This window comes from Nocardia cyriacigeorgica (assembly GCF_010868145.1).
In the GTDB taxonomy this organism is placed as follows: Bacteria; Actinomycetota; Actinomycetes; order Mycobacteriales; family Mycobacteriaceae; genus Nocardia; species Nocardia cyriacigeorgica_D.
In genome coordinates this window covers 194759-211443 of the sequence record NZ_JAAGUY010000005.1, presented here as the reverse complement: position 1 = coordinate 211443, position 16685 = coordinate 194759, and the positions used below count along the sequence as shown (strand labels likewise).

At 68.0% G+C, this 16685-nt stretch carries 13 protein-coding genes; 7 read left to right on the top strand and 6 right to left on the bottom strand.

Translation table 11 applies throughout. The annotated features are described in order from the left end of the window. The first annotated feature begins 39 nt into the window (after positions 1-39). Positions 40-828, top strand: a complete 789-nt coding sequence (locus GV792_RS09975; RefSeq protein ID WP_256673789.1) for a hypothetical protein — start codon at positions 40-42, stop codon at positions 826-828. Positions 829-838: 10 nt separating this feature from the next. Here GV792_RS09975 and GV792_RS09970 read toward each other — a convergent pair whose 3' ends face one another. After that, on the bottom strand, positions 839-1966 hold the full coding sequence (locus GV792_RS09970; RefSeq protein WP_163823752.1) for a citrate synthase 2: 1128 nt from the start codon (positions 1964-1966) through the stop codon (positions 839-841). 111 nt (positions 1967-2077) lie between these two features. Here GV792_RS09970 and pdxH point away from each other — a divergent pair, with 111 nt between their 5' ends. The 4 genes from pdxH (at position 2078) to GV792_RS09950 (ending at position 6007) form a co-directional block, all read left to right on the top strand. Further along, positions 2078-2797 carry a pyridoxamine 5'-phosphate oxidase gene (gene pdxH / locus GV792_RS09965; protein WP_163823751.1) on the top strand — a complete coding sequence of 240 codons (720 nt, stop codon included), beginning with the start codon at positions 2078-2080 and terminating at the stop codon, positions 2795-2797. Positions 2798-2876: 79 nt separating this feature from the next. Next, a complete protein-coding gene (locus GV792_RS09960) occupies positions 2877-4160 on the top strand; it encodes an MFS transporter (RefSeq protein ID WP_375154459.1) in 1284 nt (427 codons plus the stop codon). 158 nt (positions 4161-4318) lie between these two features. Next, entirely contained in the window at positions 4319-5620 is a 1302-nt protein-coding gene (locus GV792_RS09955; RefSeq protein WP_163823750.1) for a citrate synthase, read from the top strand. A 27-nt stretch (positions 5621-5647) separates the two neighbouring features. Next, positions 5648-6007, top strand: a complete 360-nt coding sequence (locus GV792_RS09950) for an FKBP-type peptidyl-prolyl cis-trans isomerase (protein ID WP_163823749.1) — start codon at positions 5648-5650, stop codon at positions 6005-6007. Between the two features lie 131 nt (positions 6008-6138). On the opposite strand, the gene GV792_RS09945 is transcribed toward GV792_RS09950, so the two are convergent. The 5 genes from GV792_RS09945 to GV792_RS09925 form a co-directional block, all read right to left on the bottom strand. Then, a complete protein-coding gene (locus tag GV792_RS09945; protein ID WP_178124421.1) occupies positions 6139-7305 on the bottom strand; it encodes a hypothetical protein in 1167 nt (388 codons plus the stop codon). Between the two features lie 130 nt (positions 7306-7435). Beyond that, the gene (locus GV792_RS09940; RefSeq protein WP_175582972.1) at positions 7436-8905 is read right to left on the bottom strand and encodes a sensor histidine kinase; all 1470 of its coding nucleotides are present in this window, start codon (positions 8903-8905) and stop codon (positions 7436-7438) included. 10 nt (positions 8906-8915) lie between these two features. Continuing rightward, the gene (locus GV792_RS09935; RefSeq protein ID WP_163823748.1) at positions 8916-9635 is read right to left on the bottom strand and encodes a response regulator transcription factor; all 720 of its coding nucleotides are present in this window, start codon (positions 9633-9635) and stop codon (positions 8916-8918) included. Positions 9636-9681: 46 nt separating this feature from the next. Next, positions 9682-10068 (bottom strand): hemophore-related protein, encoded by a 387-nt coding sequence (locus GV792_RS09930; RefSeq protein ID WP_163823747.1) that lies wholly within the window; start codon positions 10066-10068, stop codon positions 9682-9684. A gap of 111 nt (positions 10069-10179) precedes the next feature. After that, complete coding sequence (locus GV792_RS09925) at positions 10180-12261, bottom strand: AMP-binding protein (protein WP_163823746.1); 2082 nt, start codon at positions 12259-12261, stop codon at positions 10180-10182. A 317-nt stretch (positions 12262-12578) separates the two neighbouring features. Between GV792_RS09925 and GV792_RS09920 the strand changes: the two genes are divergently transcribed. Both GV792_RS09920 and GV792_RS09915 read left to right on the top strand, forming a co-directional pair. Further along, positions 12579-16265 carry a sensor histidine kinase gene (locus tag GV792_RS09920; protein ID WP_218579869.1) on the top strand — a complete coding sequence of 1229 codons (3687 nt, stop codon included), beginning with the start codon at positions 12579-12581 and terminating at the stop codon, positions 16263-16265. Beyond that, positions 16262-16681: a roadblock/LC7 domain-containing protein gene (locus GV792_RS09915; protein WP_036533017.1), complete on the top strand. Its 420-nt coding sequence runs from the start codon at positions 16262-16264 to the stop codon at positions 16679-16681. The genes GV792_RS09920 and GV792_RS09915 overlap by 4 nt, the downstream gene beginning before the upstream one ends. Positions 16682-16685 lie beyond the last annotated feature (4 nt).

Here is a 16685-nt window from a genome sequence, read left to right as displayed (position 1 = left end):
GCTGTGGTGTGTACCACCCTCCGGCTAACCTGAACCCTCATGAGCATGCTGTCGGCAAACTCCGGGCGGCGGTCGCACACCAGATATGGCCTGCGGTTGTCGCGGGCCGCGCGGCGGGATCGGCGGAGCAGGCCGCGGGCGGTGACGACGATCGCGGGTGCGCGACGTTCGGGAATCGGCCTGTGGCTGCTCGGCGTCGGGTTGGCGCTGTCGAGTCTGCGGCCGCGGCTGCGGTGGCGCATCGGCTCACAGGGGGGCGCCCTATCGGGGTCGGCACGCCGCGAGCTGTTGTTGCGCGGTGCGCACGGCACCGCCACAGTGCTCGGCGTGCGCCCGCGTCGCAGGGAAGCCGGGCACGTGTTCTGGGTGCGGGTGCAGCTCGACGGCGAGCTGCCCTACGAGACCAGGGTGCGTCAGCGCGTGCGGGAGGCGGATCTGGACCGGATGCGGCCGGGTGACGTCATCTTCTGCCGGGTCGACCCGGGCGACCGCGAGCGCGTGGTGCTGCATGTCTCCGACGATGCCGACCCCGGCCGGGTAGGGATCGCCAAAATCCTGTCCGACGGCCGTCGCGCCGAGGCGACGGTCCTGGCCGCCACACCCATGGCCGCCGACTATTCCGGCCGTGACGATCCGGTCCTGCGGCTCGACCTCGAACTACACGCATGGGACGAGCCGTCGCCGTGGCGGGTGCGGTTGGTGCAGCCGGTGCCGTTGGCCGCGATAGGCCTCGTCGACCTCGGTAAACGACTCGAAGTGGCGTTCTTCACCGTCGATCGCGGTGAATCGGTCGCCGTCGATTGGGCTGCCTCGCTGGGGGAGCGGTAGCCCGGTGGACTCAGCTGTGCGAGATGACCGACCAGCCCGCGACCTCGTCGGGCTTGCGCGGTCCGGGGCCGGTGTAGATGGCGGCCGGGCGCACCAGCTTGCCGAGCCGCTTCTGTTCCAGGATGTGCGCGCACCAGCCCGCGGTCCGGCCACAGGTGAACATGGCGGGCATCATGTGCGCGGGTACCTCGGCGAAGTCGAGGATGACCGCCGCCCAGAACTCGACATTGGTCTCGATGGCCCGGTCCGGGCGACGCTCACGCAGTTCGGCGAGCGCGGCCTGCTCCAACGCGGCCGCCACCTCGAAGCGCGGTGCGGCCAGGCGCTGGGCGGTGCTGCGCAGCACGCGGGCGCGCGGGTCCTCGGCCCGGTAGACCCGGTGCCCGAAGCCCATCAGTTTTTCCTTGCGGTCCAGAATGCCCTTGACCAGCGCGCGGGCATCGCCGGTGCGCTCGACCTCTTCGATCATCGGCAGCACGCGCGCCGGGGCGCCACCGTGCAGCGGACCCGACATCGCGCCGATCGCGCCCGACAGCGACGCGGCCACGTCCGCGCCGGTGGAGGCGATCACCCTGGCGGTGAAGGTGGAGGCGTTCATACCGTGTTCGGCGGCCGAAACCCAGTAGGCGTCGATGGCCTCGGTGTGCCGGGGATCGGGGTCACCCTTCCAGCGGGTCATGAACCGCTCGGTGACGGTGGTGCACTCGTCGATCTTCCGCTGCGGGACCGCGGGCTGGTAGATGCCGCGCGCGGACTGCGCAACGTAGGACAGTGCCATCACCGAGGCGCGTGCCAGGTTTTCCCGCGCGGTGGCGTCGTCGATGTCGAGCAGTGGCTCATAGCCCCAGATCGGGGCGAGCATGGCGAGGCCGGCCTGCACGTCGACCCGGACGTCACCGGTGTGCACCGGCAGGGGGAACGGTTCGGCGGGCGGCAGGCCGTGGCCGAATTCACCGTCGACCAGCAGCGCCCAGGCATCACCGAAGGTCACCCGGTTGGCGACCAGATCTTCGATATCCACCCCGCGGTATCGCAGTGCGCCGCCGTCCTTGTCGGGTTCGGCGATATCGGTGGTGAACGCGACGACGCCCTCGAGACCGCTGACGAAATCCGGGGGAACCGCGGGGCTGGTAGTCATGTAGTGACTCTCCTTGCACGTCGGGTCGCATGGCTCGCGGTGCACGGTGGTCGCGGCACATGCCGATCAACAAACCTTAGCCCCTAGCTACTGCGGAGTAACGTCTGCCCCATGCGTGACCTGGACAATTCCTACCCGGATCTCGCCGCCATGCGCGTCGAGTACGGCGCAGGCCCTTTCGACAGTGAGGGCGCGCCCGGTACCGGCGCGCGCGATGCGGACCTCGACGAGAACTGGCTGGCCGGCGGCTGGGAACCGTTGCTACGGCACTGGATCGAGCAGGCGACTGCCGTCGGAATCGCCGAACCGAACGCCATGGTGCTCGCCACCGTGGCGCTGACCGCCGACGGCACGCCGCGGCCGGTCGCGCGGACCGTCCTGTGTAAAGGACTCTCGCCCGACGGTGTGACGTTCTACACGAACTACGACTCGGCCAAGGGCACCCAGTTGGCCTCGGTTCCGTTCGCGGCGGCGACCTTCGTCTGGCCCGCACTGGGCAGGCAGGTGCATGTGCGCGGACCGGTGCAGCGGGTCTCGGCCGAGGCCACCGCCGTCTACTGGCGGTCCCGGCCGCGCGATTCCCAGCTCAGTGCGTGGGCCTCACATCAGTCGAGGCCGATCGCCTCGCGCGCCGAACTCGATCGCACGTTGGCCGAGGCCACCGAGCGGTTCGCAGGCGTCGATCAGATTCCGGTGCCGCCGCACTGGGGTGGCTATCTGCTGCGTCCCGACGAGGTCGAGTTCTGGCAGGGGCGGCAGGGGCGGTTGCACAACCGCATCCGGGTGGACATCGAGGGCGACACCATGACCGTCCAGCGCCTGCAGCCCTGACCTCGCCGAGATAATGCATCCAATGATGTGATGAATAAGGTCTGGATCGAACAGGCCACGGTCGAATAATCTGCGGCTGGTGAGACTGCTCGCCGACACCAGGCCGCTGCGCGATCCGAACTATCGCAGGCTGTGGACCTCCGGCATCGTCACCACCATCGGCGCGCAACTCTCGGTGGTCGCCGTCCCGACCCAGATCTTCCAGCTCACCGGCAGCTCCGGCTATGTCGGCCTGGCCGGCCTGTTCGGGCTGGTACCGCTCATCGTGTTCGGTCTGTGGGGTGGTGCGCTCGCCGATGTGATGGACCGGCGCACGCTGATGCTGATCACCAACGCCGGCACCGGCCTGACCGCGCTCGCCTTCTGGTTCCAGGCCGCCGCCGGGACGGGCAACGTCTGGGTGGTGCTCGGCCTGTTCGCGGTGCAACAGGCCTTCTTCGCGGTCAATCAGCCCACCCGCAGCGCGACCATCCCCAGGCTCCTGCCGGAAAGCCAACTCGCCGCGGCCAATTCGCTCTCTATGACAGTGACCCAGTTCGGTGCCATCGCCGGGCCGGTGCTCGCAGGCGCACTCATCCCGCTGATCGGCCTGTCCACGCTGTACCTCATCGACGCCATCGCGCTGCTGGTCACGCTGTGGGCGGTATGGCGGCTACCCTCGCTGCCGCCGACCGGTTCGGTGCGCCGAGCGGGCCTGCGCACCGTGTTCGACGGCTTCGCCTATCTGGCCACCCAGCGGATCCTGCTCGCCTCCTTCGCCGTCGACATCATCGCCATGGTGTTCGGCATGCCGCGGGCACTGTTCCCGCAGATCGCGCATGAGACCTTCGGTGATCCGGCCACCGGTGGGGTGGCCCTCGGGTTGCTGTTCGCGTCCATGTCCGTCGGCGCGGTGCTCGGCGGAGTGTTCTCCGGCTGGATTCCCCGGGTGCGACGGCAGGGGCTCGCGGTGATCGTGTGCATCGCGCTGTGGGGGCTGGCCATGGTCGGATTCGGGGTCGCGGTCGGGTTCACCGGACACGGTCTCGGTGTCGCCGCCGGGCTGTGGATCGCGCTGGCCTGTTCGGCGTTCGGCGGGGCGGTGGACATGGTCTCGGCCGCGCTGCGAATGACCATGTTGCAGACCGTGGCGACCGACGAAATGCGTGGCAGGCTGCAGGGTGTGTTCATCGTCGTGGTCGCAGGTGGGCCCAGGATCGGTGATGTTGCGCACGGTTTTGCCGCAGCGAGCCTGGGTACCGCCGTCGCCGCCGCGGGCGGAGGGGTGCTGGTCGTGGTCGGTGTGGTGGTCGCGGCACTGGCCTTCCCGGCCTTCGTTCGATACCGCGTGGGCCGGTCAGAGGCCGAACCGGTACATGTATGAGTACCCGGACCTCACCGTCGTTGCGTACGTTTGTGAGATCGTGCGGTGGGCACCCTCCTGCCCGAGCCCAGCGAAGCAGCGACTAGCGTCATGGTCAAGCGCACCGCCGTGCCGACCGCACCCGGTGCCGACGGTCATAGCCTGAGAGGGATCCTTCCGTGCCCGAGAACCACATCAACGACGCCAAGCCGGTGCTGACGTACCCCGGCGGCGAATACCCGATGACGATCGCCGACGCCTCCGAGGGCAATGACGGTCTCGATCTGGGCAAGCTGCTGGCGAGCACGGGATACACGACCTACGACCCCGGCTTCGTCAACACCGCGTCCACCAAGTCGGCCATCACCTACATCGACGGTGAAGCGGGCATCCTGCGCTACCGCGGGTACCCGATCGACCAGCTGGCCGAGCGCTCGACCTTCATCGAGGTCAGCTATCTGCTCATCTACGGTGAGCTACCCACGCAGGCGCAGCTGGAGTCGTTCACCGACAAGATCCGCCGCCACACCCTGCTGCACGAGGACCTCAAGCGGTTCTTCGACGGCTTCCCCCGCAACGCGCACCCGATGCCGGTGCTGTCGTCGGCGGTGAACGCGCTGTCGGCCTACTACCAGGACTCGCTGGACCCGCGCGACCCCGAGCAGGTCGAGCTGTCCACCATCCGCCTGCTGGCCAAGCTGCCGACCATCGCGGCGTACTCGTACAAGAAGTCGGTTGGCCAGCCGTTCCTCTACCCGGACAACTCGCTGAGCCTGGTGGAGAACTTCCTGCGGATGACCTTCGGTTTCCCGGCCGAGCCCTACGAGGTCGACCCGGAGATCGCCGCCGCACTTGACATGCTGCTGATCCTGCACGCCGATCACGAGCAGAACTGCTCCACCTCGACCGTGCGCCTGGTCGGCTCCTCCGACGCCAACCTGTTCACCTCCGTTTCCGGTGGCATCAACGCGCTGTGGGGCCCGCTGCACGGCGGCGCCAACCAGGCCGTGCTCGAGATGCTCGACGACATCAAGGCGCAGGGCGGCGACGTCAAGGAGTTCATCCGCAAGGTCAAGAACAAGGAAGACGGCGTGAAGCTCATGGGCTTCGGGCACCGCGTCTACCGCAACTACGACCCGCGCGCCGCCATCGCCAAGAAGCACGCCGACGCCATCCTGGCCAAGCTCGGCGGTGACGACGAACTGTTCGACATCGCCAAGGCGCTGGAAGAAGCGGCCCTCACCGACGACTACTTCGTCTCGCGTCGCCTGTACCCGAACGTCGACTTCTACACCGGCGTCATCTACAAGGCGATGGGCTTCCCGACCCGCATGTTCACCGTGCTGTTCGCCATGGGCCGGCTGCCCGGCTGGATCGCGCACTGGCGGGAAATGCACAGCGAGCCGCTGAAGATCGGCCGTCCGCGCCAGATCTACACCGGTTACGGTGCGCGCGACTACAACCAGATCACCAACCGCTAGAACACACATATCGAAGGGGATATGCGAATGAGCAAGCCGGAGATCGAATTCCAGGCGGGCCCCGCGCCCACCGAGCTGGCCATCAAGGACATCACCGTCGGTGATGGCGCGGAGGCGGTGCCCGGTGGCACCGTCGAGGTCCACTACGTGGGCGTCGAATTCGAGACCGGCGAGGAGTTCGACTCGTCGTGGAACCGCGGCGAGTCGCTCATCTTCCCGCTGCGCGGTCTGATCCAGGGCTGGCAGGACGGCATTCCCGGGATGAAGGTCGGCGGCCGCCGCCAGCTCACCATCCCGCCGGAGCAGGCATACGGCCCTGTCGGTTCGGGCCACAAGCTCTCCGGTAAGACCCTGGTTTTCGTCATCGACCTGCTGGACGTCAAGTAAGTCCGGCTTCCGGTACCGGCCTACTGCGGCCCGCGCTCATGGAGTGCGGGCCGCAGTGCTTTTCCGGTGTGACCACCTCACGCTCATTCGCTGTGTGGGGGGTGGATAGTCGACGAACCCGGTCCGGCTGCTCACTCCCGCACGATCTCGACCGGATCGGTGAGCGCGAGGGCAACCGCCGACTGCTGTGCCGTGCCGCGCTGGGGCAGGGCTGCGAGCGCCTTGCCGGTCTGACCGTTGAGGTTGGTGACGATGCCTTGAAGCTGCCCGATGCCGGTCTCGATCATGCCGATGGCGGCCAGTAGTTGGGCGCCGCCTTCTTCGGCGAGCCGAGGCAGGGATTCGGCGAGCTGGGCGCCCTTGGTCAATTGATCGCTCGCACTGGTCAATCGGGACACCACAGTCCGCAGCAGGGTGCCGAGGTCGGTGTTCGGGTCGACGGCGGCGCCGGTCAGCGTGCCGAGGCCGGTGAGCTGGGCACCGGCCTGGCCGGACACATCGCGCAACGCCTGCAACTTGTCGATCACGTCGGCCACCTGCGGATCGCCGGCGAACGGCAGTCCGCGTAGCAGCGGCAGGATCTGATCGAGCCCCGACGTCATCGTGTTCGCCGACTGCCGCACCTGCGCGATCGTCAGGTTGGTCGAATCCAGAGCGGTGGCGAGCTGTTCGGCCTGGGCGGCGGCGCCGTCGACAGTGGTGTTCAGCAGTTCGATCGCCGAAGTCAACTGCGCGGAACCGTTTGTAGCCATATCCAGAAAGCCGAGCAGCTGATCGGCGCCCGCGGTGAACTGATCGGCACCGGCGGCCGCCACGTTCACCCCCGCGTTCAACATCTGAGCGGTGAACTGCACACTCGTCATCTCCGATCTGGCGGCAGCCGTGGCCGACAACGCCGCATCCACACCCACCGCGCCGATGTGCTTGGTCACCGTGGCGACCGCCCCGTTCACCAGATCGGCGTCCGCCCCCGGACTCGTCGCCACCGTGACCTTCGCCCGGCGCGGGTCCGGCCCGGCCAGCGTGCCCATGGACTCCGTCAGGTCGGCGGGAAGCGTGATCACGGCCGCGTAGTCGTCGCTGTCGGCCTCACCCGGCGCCACCGTTGTCCATTCATGACCACCAGCCTGCTGAACTGCCTGAACAACGCGCTCACCGGTCGGCCCGGAATCGGCGTTGACCAAGGCGATCCCGCTCGGCGTTGCCGATGAACGCCCACAGGCGGCGAACCCACCCACCGCCCCGGCCCCGACGACGACAGTAGCGAGAAGTGCCCAGCGGGCGCGTTTTCCGATCACAGCGCCGACATTAGAACCGGGTTATGTTCCGGCTGTTGGTGATTCTCTGAGGTTTCGGTAAGGACCGGCACAGTCGTGAAGCTGCTGAGCCGCGCCCCGGTACGGCCGTCGCACACGGAATCTGCGGTACTCAGGCCATTGGTGCGGGACGTGCGGGTAGGTCGAGGACCAGCCGAATACCGCCGAGCGTCCCGTCATCGAAAAATGCCTGCCCACCATGCAATTGCGCCTGCTGGGCGACCAACGCGAGTCCGAGTCCGGAACCGCCCTTGGTGGCTTGGCTGCCGCGGTAGAAGCGGTCGAAGACTGCAAAGCGTTCGTCGGGTGGGATGCCGCGGCCGTTGTCGTCGATCGATACGACGATGTGGCCGCCATCGGCTCGGTGGGCGGAGACGAGGGCTTCGGTGGCGCCGCCGTGTTTGACCGAGTTGGCCAGGGCATTGTCGACGGCGAGGCGCAGTCCGGCGGGTAGGCCGCGGGTGACGAGTTCGGCATCGGTGTCGATGCGGACGGTGAAACCTGGGAAATGGCGCATGGCGTCGTGAGCGGCTTGGTCGCACAGATCGCCGACGTCGGTGTCGACGTGGTCGCGCTCATGGGTGAGGTCGCCGGAGGCGAGGCGTTCCAGCGCGGACAGCGTCGCCTCCACCCGGCCCTGGCTGCGGTGCAGGTCGTCGAGGATTTCGGCGCGCTGGGCATCGTCGAGGTCGAGGGTGCGCAGGACTTCGAGGTCGGTGCGCATGGCAGTGAGCGGGGTGCGTAGTTCGTGCGCGGAGACGGCGGCGAAGTCGCGGGCGGTTTCCAGCGCGGCGGCGGTTTCGCCCTGGGCTTGATCGACCCGCGACAGCATGGTGTTCACCGCGTCGGCGAGCTTCTCGGCCTCGAGCACGCCGGAGCCGTCCACCGGTTGTGGTGGCTGTTCCGGGTCGCGATAGCCGCTGCGCGCGCCGACCTGACTGGTGAGGTCGACGATCGGCCGCACCGCGCGGCCACCGAAGAGCCAGCCGAGCCCGGCCGAGGCGGCGATGGCGAGCAGGCCCCCACCAAGTACCCAGCGCTGCTGTTCAGCGGTGGCGCGGGCGGCGTCGGCGTTCGGAATGCCCATCGACACGGTCCGGCCGGGTTGCTGATTCTCGGTCGTGGTGAGGACGCGATACGACGCGCCGTCCACGGTGACCGTTCGCGATCCCGGTGGCAGATCGGGAAGTTCGATCGCGGTAGTCGCGGTCAGCTCGCCGTCGTCTCGCACGGTGAGCGCCATGTTCTCGTTCGGGCCGATGAGATTGACCAGGCCGACCGCGATCACCGGATCGATCAGCACCAGCCTGGACGCGAGGGTGAGTTGCTGATCGGTCTGCTCGACATTGACCCGCTCGATCGTCTGAAAGGTGATGACGCTCAGGATCGTGATGATGAGAATCGCGCCTGCCGCTGCCGCGCCGGCGACCCTGGTGCGCAGCGAATAGGCCCGTCTACGAGGGCGATCGGCAGTGCCAGCGGGAGATGTCCGGCCCGGTGTGCCGGTGACTGCATCGCGCGGTCGCGAGGTGTTGGCTCCATGTGATGGGCCGGGCTGATCCGGCGCCGAGCCGGCGCTCATGTCCGCCCTGTCATTTCGGCGCTCGCAGCACGAACCCGACCCCGCGAATCGTATGCAGCAACCGCGGCGTCCCTTCCACTTCGAGCTTGCGCCGCAGATAGCCGACGAACACGTCCACCACATTGGTATCGGCGACGAAGTCGTAGCCCCAGACCAACTCCAGTAGTCGTTCCCGGCTCAACACCACGCCCGCATTGCGGGCCAGTGTGGACAGCAGTTCGAATTCCCGCTTGGTCAGGTCGACTTCGCGGCCGTTCAGCAGTGCCCGATATCCGGCCACGTCCACCTCGAGTGGCCCGACGGTGACCGCGCCGGGGGTGGCTGGTGTCTGCGTATCGGAACGACGACGTAGCAGCGCTTTGATCCGCGCCACCAGTTCGGCGAGCACGAACGGTTTCACCAGGTAGTCGTCGGCGCCGGATTCCAGCCCGGCGATCCGGTCGTCGACCGAGCTGCGGGCGCTGAGCACACAGATGGGCACCTCGTTACCCATGGCCCGCAGCGCCGTGACCACACCGGCGCCGTCGAGTACCGGCATATTCATATCGAGCACGATGGCGTCGGGGGAGTGCTCGTTGACGGCGCGCAGGGCCGCGCCACCGTCGCGGGCCACCAGAACCTGGAAGCCGGACAGGCGCAGCCCACGCTCCACCGAGGCGAGCACGTCCTCGTCGTCGTCGACGACGAGGACGGTCGGGTTCGCGGTGCGATCGCTGGTCACGTCGTTCATTGTGCCGTCAGTTCCCGGTGCGATCACCGAACCGCGCGCCCGGTGCTCAGTAGTTGCGGCAGGTGTCGGCCACCTTCTGGAGGGTCTGGCTCAGACCGGCGGCGCGGGGATCGTTCTCGGCCTGCTGCGCGGCCTCGGGGTTCTCGTCGATGTAACGCTGCAGTTCGGCGCGACGCTGCTCGACCGGCTGTTCGAACTTGGCCTGCAGTTCCGCCTTGACCTCTGGGTTCGCGTCCAGCATGGCCGCGAGCTGTGGGGCCTGGTCGTGCAACGCGGCATCGACCTGTGTGAACGAACAATCGGATTCGAGCAGCGGCGCGGCCAGCTCCATCGGGCCCGCGGACGCGACGGCGGGACTGAGGAACGCGGTCACGGTGGCGGCTCCGGCCACGGTGAGTGCCGCGAGGGTGGCCCTGCCACGAAAACGGTTCATAATGCTGCCTCCTACAAGATCGGTGACGGACGCCTCGACGCTATTGGTCGGGGCTGGCATGCGCGTGAACCGCTCCTGTGAAAACTCTGAGGACGTCACGGATGTATGACCCTATTGGGCAACCGGATCCGAATCCGGCACGATCTCGCCGGAGTTGCCGTTTCCATTGCCGTCACCGCCGGCCGGACGGCTGGTGAACAGCTCGGGATGCGCGGCCATGATCTGGTCTTCGAGCGCGACGAGCACCGCTGGGTCTTCGATGGTGGACGGTGCCTCGTACGTCTCGCCCGCGGTGATCTGGCGGATGGTCTTACGCAGGATCTTTCCCGAACGAGTCTTGGGCAGCCCCGCGACGACGACCGCATCGTGCAGGGTGGCGATGGCCCCGATCTGAGTGCGCACACGCTGGATCAGCTCCTCGCGCAACTGATCCTTGTCCACCTCGACCCCGGTTTTGAGCACCACGTAGGCAATCGGCCGTTGGCCCTTGAGCTCATCGGGCAGGCCGATCACCGCGCATTCGGCGACGGCCTCATGGCCCGCGATGGCGGCCTCGATGCTGCCCGCCGACAACCGGTGCCCGGCCATATTGATCACGTCGTCGCTGCGGCCGAGGACGAACAGGTATCCGTCGTCGTCGAAATAGCCGGAGTCGCCGGTCAGATAGTGGCCGGGGTAGGCCGATAGATAGGAACGTTTGTACCGCTCGTCGTCGTGCCACAGTCCGCTGAGCGCACCCGGGGGCAACGGCAGGCCGATGACGATATTGCCCTCCACATTCGCCGCGACCGGATTGCCCGACGAATCCAGCACCCGCAGCCGATACCCGGGTACCGGCACCGACGCCGACCCCGGCTTGATCGGCAGCTGCTGCAGCCCCAGCGGATTCGCGCAGATCGGCCATCCGGTCTCGGTCTGCCACCAGTGGTCGACCACCGGGCAGTCCGGTCGTTCGGCGAGCAAGGTGTCCACGGCCCACTCGTAGGTAGTCGGGTCCAGTCGCTCACCGGCGCAGAACAATGCGCGCAGCGAGGACAGGTCGTAGGTGTGGGCCAGGGTGGCGTCCGGATCCGCACGACGGATGGCGCGCAGCGCGGTCGGCGCGGTGAACAGTACGTGCACGCCGTATTCGGCGACCACGCGCCAATAGGCGCCCGCGTCCGGGGTGCCGATCGGTTTGCCTTCGTACAGAAGTGTGGTGGCACCGACGAGCAGCGGCGCATAGACGATGTAGGAGTGGCCGACGACCCAGCCCACATCCGAAGCCGCCCACATCACTTGGCCCGGGCTCACGTCGTAAATATTGCGCATCGACCAGCTCAGTGCGACCGCGTGCCCGCCGTTGTCGCGGACCACGCCCTTCGGGCTGCCGGTGGTGCCAGAGGTGTAGAGGATGTAGAGCGGATCGGCCGCCGCGACCGAGACCGGCTCGGCGAGCGGGGCCTCGTGGATGGCGTCTTCCCAATCCAGCCAGCGGGCGGCGACCGTATCGGCCGAACTCGGCAGTGATTCGGTGGCCGGTAGCGGCTCGGGGAACGGGATGGTCGGGAAGGCGGCCCGCTGCTTGACGATGACGTTGCGCGGCATGGTGGTCCGCGCCAGGTCGAGCGCTTGCATCACGATCGGCGGGTACTCGATCCGGCGTCCCGGCTCCAACCCGCCGGACGCGGTGATGATCAGCACCGGCTCCGCGTCGTCGATGCGGGCGGCGAGCTCCGGCGCGGCGAACCCGCCGAAGACCACTGAATGCACCGCGCCGATGCGTGCGCAGGCCAGCATCGCGATAACGGCCTCCGGGATCATCGGCAGATAGATCACGACCCGATCACCCTTGGCGACACCGAGCCGTGACATCGCGCCGGCGAACCGTGACACTTCGGTCAGTAGCTCGGCGTAGCTGTAAACCCCCCTGACGCCGGTCATAGCCGAGTCGTATATAAGGGCGGGTTGGTCGGCTCGGCCGCCCGCGCCTTCGCCGTTCTCGGGCAGTTCACGCACATGCCGGTCGAGCGCATTGAACGAGGTGTTGAGCCTGGCGTCGGGAAACCAGCGCGCCGCAGGCCGGGCCGTGGTATCGATCACCTGGTCCGGGGGTATCTCCCAGTCGATGGCGGTGGCAGCATGGGCCCAGAACTCGGCGGGATCGACGAGGCTGGTCTGGTAGACCGGTCGGTACTCGTTCCTCGCGTTCAACCCGTGCTCCCTAGCCTCGCTTCGATGCCCGCCTCGATAGATCAGCACGATTGTGGCAGACTTCACGCGACGCCCGGGTGGGTGCCGCGACCTTTGGTTTTGCCTGGAACGGGCTGGTCACTGGCAGTGTGCCGATGCGGGGTAAACCAAGAAGTTATTGATCCGTTAGAATCTGATGTCACTTATTCGGTCCGTCGTAGACGCAATTTCTCGGCCAGCCGCAGTACTCGGCCAGCACCGTCTGTCGAGCCAGCATGCGATTGTGGAGGTTCCGCTGATGGCGCGTGGCTGGGGCCAGTGTGGAAAGTGAGTGGGAGATGCGTGACGCCGCTAGGTCCGGCAGAAAGCGCTGGGAGCTCAGTAACTGGGACCTGCGCTGGAAGGTTACGGCGGTGCTCGCCGTGCCGCTGGCGGTCGCGGTCGGCCTCGGCGTGTCCAAGATTTCGTCCGAGTGGAGCGAGGCCAACAGGCTCGCTTCGGCCGCCGACAACGTCGAGGTCATCCCGGTCGTCACCGGCCTGAGTGCCGCGACCTCGACGGTCGCGGGTTCCCAGGTCATCAATATCGGTGGCCGGTCGCTGGTGACCGAGGAAAACCTCGTCGACCTCGACAAGGCCATTGCCGAGACCGAGGATGCGATCGGCGCCCTCGCCGACCTGCCGAGTGCGCAGCAGCCACTGCAGGAGATGCTCGATCAGGCCAAGGAGGTGCGCGCGCTCGGGCTGTCCCCGACGCCGCTGCCGCCGCTCGAGGCTCGTGATCAGATCGACCGCTACCGCAGCAACGGTGTCGAGGCCGTCGAACAGATCGTCGCACAGGTCAGTGATCCGCAGATCGACGCGGCGAAGCTGCGCCTGGTCGACGCGCTGAACATGCGCTCGACCATGCTCGGCGAGGTCGTCGGTCTTGCGGTGTACCTGCAGGATCGCGAAGTGGGCACCCAGACCTATCTGGTCGCGACCAATACCGAACGGGCGTTGCTCGCCCTGCTCGCCGAACGGTTCCCCGCCGACGACCGCAACATCAACGACCTGCGCCAAGGCATCGAGGCCCGTGAAGGCATGCTCACCGGGCCTGCCGCCGAATCCGGGCAGCTGCCGCTGGGCGAGGCGCGCCAGTCGATCCTGTCCAGCCTCGATACCACCGAGGCGCTGGTCGCGTTCTCGACCGACGACATCGTCGGCGGTGTCCGCGACCTCGCCGATACGGCTCGGTCCGACGCCATCATGTACAGCATCGTGGTGCTGCTGACCATCCTCGCCGCACTGCTGCTCGCCGTGTTCGTCGCGCGGTCGATGATCGTGCCGCTGCACCGTCTTCGTCTCGCCGCGCTGCGCGTCGCCGAGAGCGACCTGCCGCACGAGGTGGCCCAGCTGCGTAATGGTGCCTCGCCCGAGCAAGTGCCGCTGGAGCCGATGCCGATCCGCTCCGAGGAGGAGATCGGTCAGCTGGCCCGCGCCGTCGACGACATCCATGGTCAGGCGCTGCGCCTGGCCAGTGACCAGGCGCAGATGCGTACCCAGGTCAACGACATGTTCGAGACGCTCGCTCGCCGCTCGAAGTCGCTCGTCGATCATCAGCTCACGCTCATCGAGGCGATGGAGTACGACGAGAAGGACCCGCGTCTGCTGGAGAATCTCTTCCGGCTGGACCATCTCGCCGCCCGTATGCGTCGAAACGGCGACAACCTGCTGATTCTCGCCGGCACCAAGCAGCGCCGCTCCAAGTCCGCGCCGGTCGAGATCGCCGACGTGCTGCGTGCCGCGATCTCCGAGGTCGAGGACTACGAGCGGGTCAAGCTCGGCGCCACCCCGCGCGGTTCGCTGAAGGAACCCTCCGCCTCCGACCTCGCGCATCTGTTCGCCGAGCTGCTCGACAACGCGCTGCGTGCCTCGCCGCCGGAAACGGATGTGAAGTTCACCTTCGCCCAGGCCCACGACCAGGGTCTGCTGATCGAGGTCGCCGACCGCGGTATCGGCATGCCGCCGACCGAGATGGCCGAGATCAACCGCAGGCTGGAGACCACCGCCGAGCCCGGTCCGGATACCGCCCGCCACATGGGTCTGTTCGTGGTCGGCCGGTTGGCCGAGCGGCACGGGCTCACCGTGCGGCTGCGCCCGACCTTCGATACCGCGCGCGACCCGGGCGTCACCGTCACGGTGCACGTGCCGGTCGGCCTGATCGTCGCCGACAAGAGTGGTTCCGGTCCGCTGGTACCGCAGCCGTCCCCGGCTCCGGCCGGTGAGCCGCAGCGGCCGTCGGCTCCGTCGTCGATGCAGATGCGCTCGGTCAGCCGCACTCCCGGCGGCAACATGATGGTCACCGTCGATCCCGGCGTGAGCGGTCCGATTTCGGCCGGTGCCGAGGATCGTGCGGCCGCGGCGAACGCGTCCGTTGGGCCCGCCACCCCGGGTGGCGGACTGCCGCAGCGGCAGCCCGGCTCGGCAATGGCCTCGGGTCTGCGCGGTGAAGCCGAGCAGTCCGGTGCCACGCTGCGACCCCCAACGGGTCAGCAGGGCACAGGCCCGCAGCGCGGCAAGCTCGCCGCGGCGAGCATGCCCAAGCGCAGTGTCGTCCCCGGTGGTCCGGTACCGCCGCGTCCGGGTGGTCCGCAGGCCGAACGGCCCGCCGCCACACCGCCGTCGCGTGATCCGAACAGCGGGCTGCCGCAGCGGCAGCCCGGCTCGAATGGCGTTCCGCAGCCGACCGGTGGGCTCCCGCTGCGCGAGTCCGGTGCCGGTGAGGCTCCGCAGCCTGACGTGAGTGGCGGCCTGCCGCAGCGTGGCCCCGGTGGCCTGCCGCAGCGTCAGCCGGGACAGGCCGGACCGGGCGGATTGCCCCAGCGTGAGGCCGGCCAGAATGGTCTTGCGCCGCGTGAAGCCGGCCCGAGTGGTCTGCCGCAGCGTGAGGCCGGCCCGAGTGGTCTGCCGCAGCGTGAGCCGTCGGCCGGTGGTGTGCCGCCGCGCGAGGCGGGCCCCAGCGGTCTGCCGCAGCGTGAACCGTCCACGGGCGGTCTGCCGCAGCGTGAAGCGGGCAACAGTGGTCTGCCGCAGCGTGAGGCCGGTGCGAGTGGTTTGCCGCAGCGTGAGCCGTCGGCCGGTAGTCTGCCCCAGCGGGAGCCGGGTCAGAATGGTCCGGCGCCCCGCGAAGCGGGTCCGAATGGCCTGCCGCTACGTGCGCCCGGACAGTCCGGTCTACCGCAGCGTCAGCCCGCGGCGGATCGGTCCGGCGAGATCGAGGCCGTCGGTGGCCTGGCCAACGGCAGCGCGCAGCCGGGGCTGCCGCCTCGGCGCCCGGATGTCACCCAGCGTCACACGGAGCTACCCCAGCGTCAGATGGATCTACCCCAGCGTTCGACCGAACTACCGCAGCGCCAGACCGACCTGCCCCAGCGCTCGACGGGCTCCGGTGGCGGCCTGCCGCAGCGTCAGCCGGGTGGTAACGGCCTGCCGCCGCGGGTCGAGAACGCGCCGGGTGTCGCACTGCCGCAGCGGGACGGCGGCGCCCAGCCCGTGGCGAACGGTGCGCACTCGGAGCCCAACGGCTCCGGTGACGCCGGACGCGATCGGGGCAGGCACAGCCACCGTGCCAACCCGGAGCGGACCGCCTCGTTCTTCCAGACCCGGTTGCAGCCTGCCGAGGAGAGCGGCGACCCGGTGATGGGTGGAACGCCGATCTTCGCCGAAATGATGTCGGCCTGGCTGTCGGATCCGAACGCGGACCGATCTCAGGCGGCTGCCTCCTTCGAATCACCCGGTGACGAAGGCTGGCAGGCTGCGCAGCGGGCCAGCGAAGCCAAACCCACCGCTACAACGGCAGCCGGTCTGCCGCAGCGTAATCCGGGTGGACGACTCGTGCCCGGCGCCGTCAGCGGCGCCGTGGATCGGGCACCGAGTCGCGATCCCGAAACGATCCGGTCCAGCTTGAGTCGTCACCAGCAGGGCGTCCGGGATGGCCGCGCAATGAAGGCAATGAACCTAACCGGAGACAAAGGAGACCGATGAACCCCGATCTAGGTGGTAGTGGTACGAACCGTCAGCTGGATTGGCTGGTTTCGAACTTCGCCAACGAGGTTCCTGGCGTAGCCCATGCCGTGCTGGTCTCGGCCGACGGTCTGCTGATGGCCGCGAGCGCACAGCTCCCGGTCGATCGTGCCGAACAGCTATCGGCCGTCACCGCAGGGCTCGCGAGCCTCTCGGTGGGTGTGTCGAACCTGTTCGAGGGCGGCACCGTATTGCAGTCGGTGGTCGAGATGGAACACGGCTACCTACTGCTCATGGCTGTCGGCGACGGTTCGTATCTGGCGGTCCTGACCAACACCTCGTGTGATATCGGTCAGGTCGGCTACGAGATGGCGTTGTTGGTCGAGCGTGTTGGCCAGACAGTTCAGGCCACTCCACGCGTCACGATGGGTTCCTGATGGT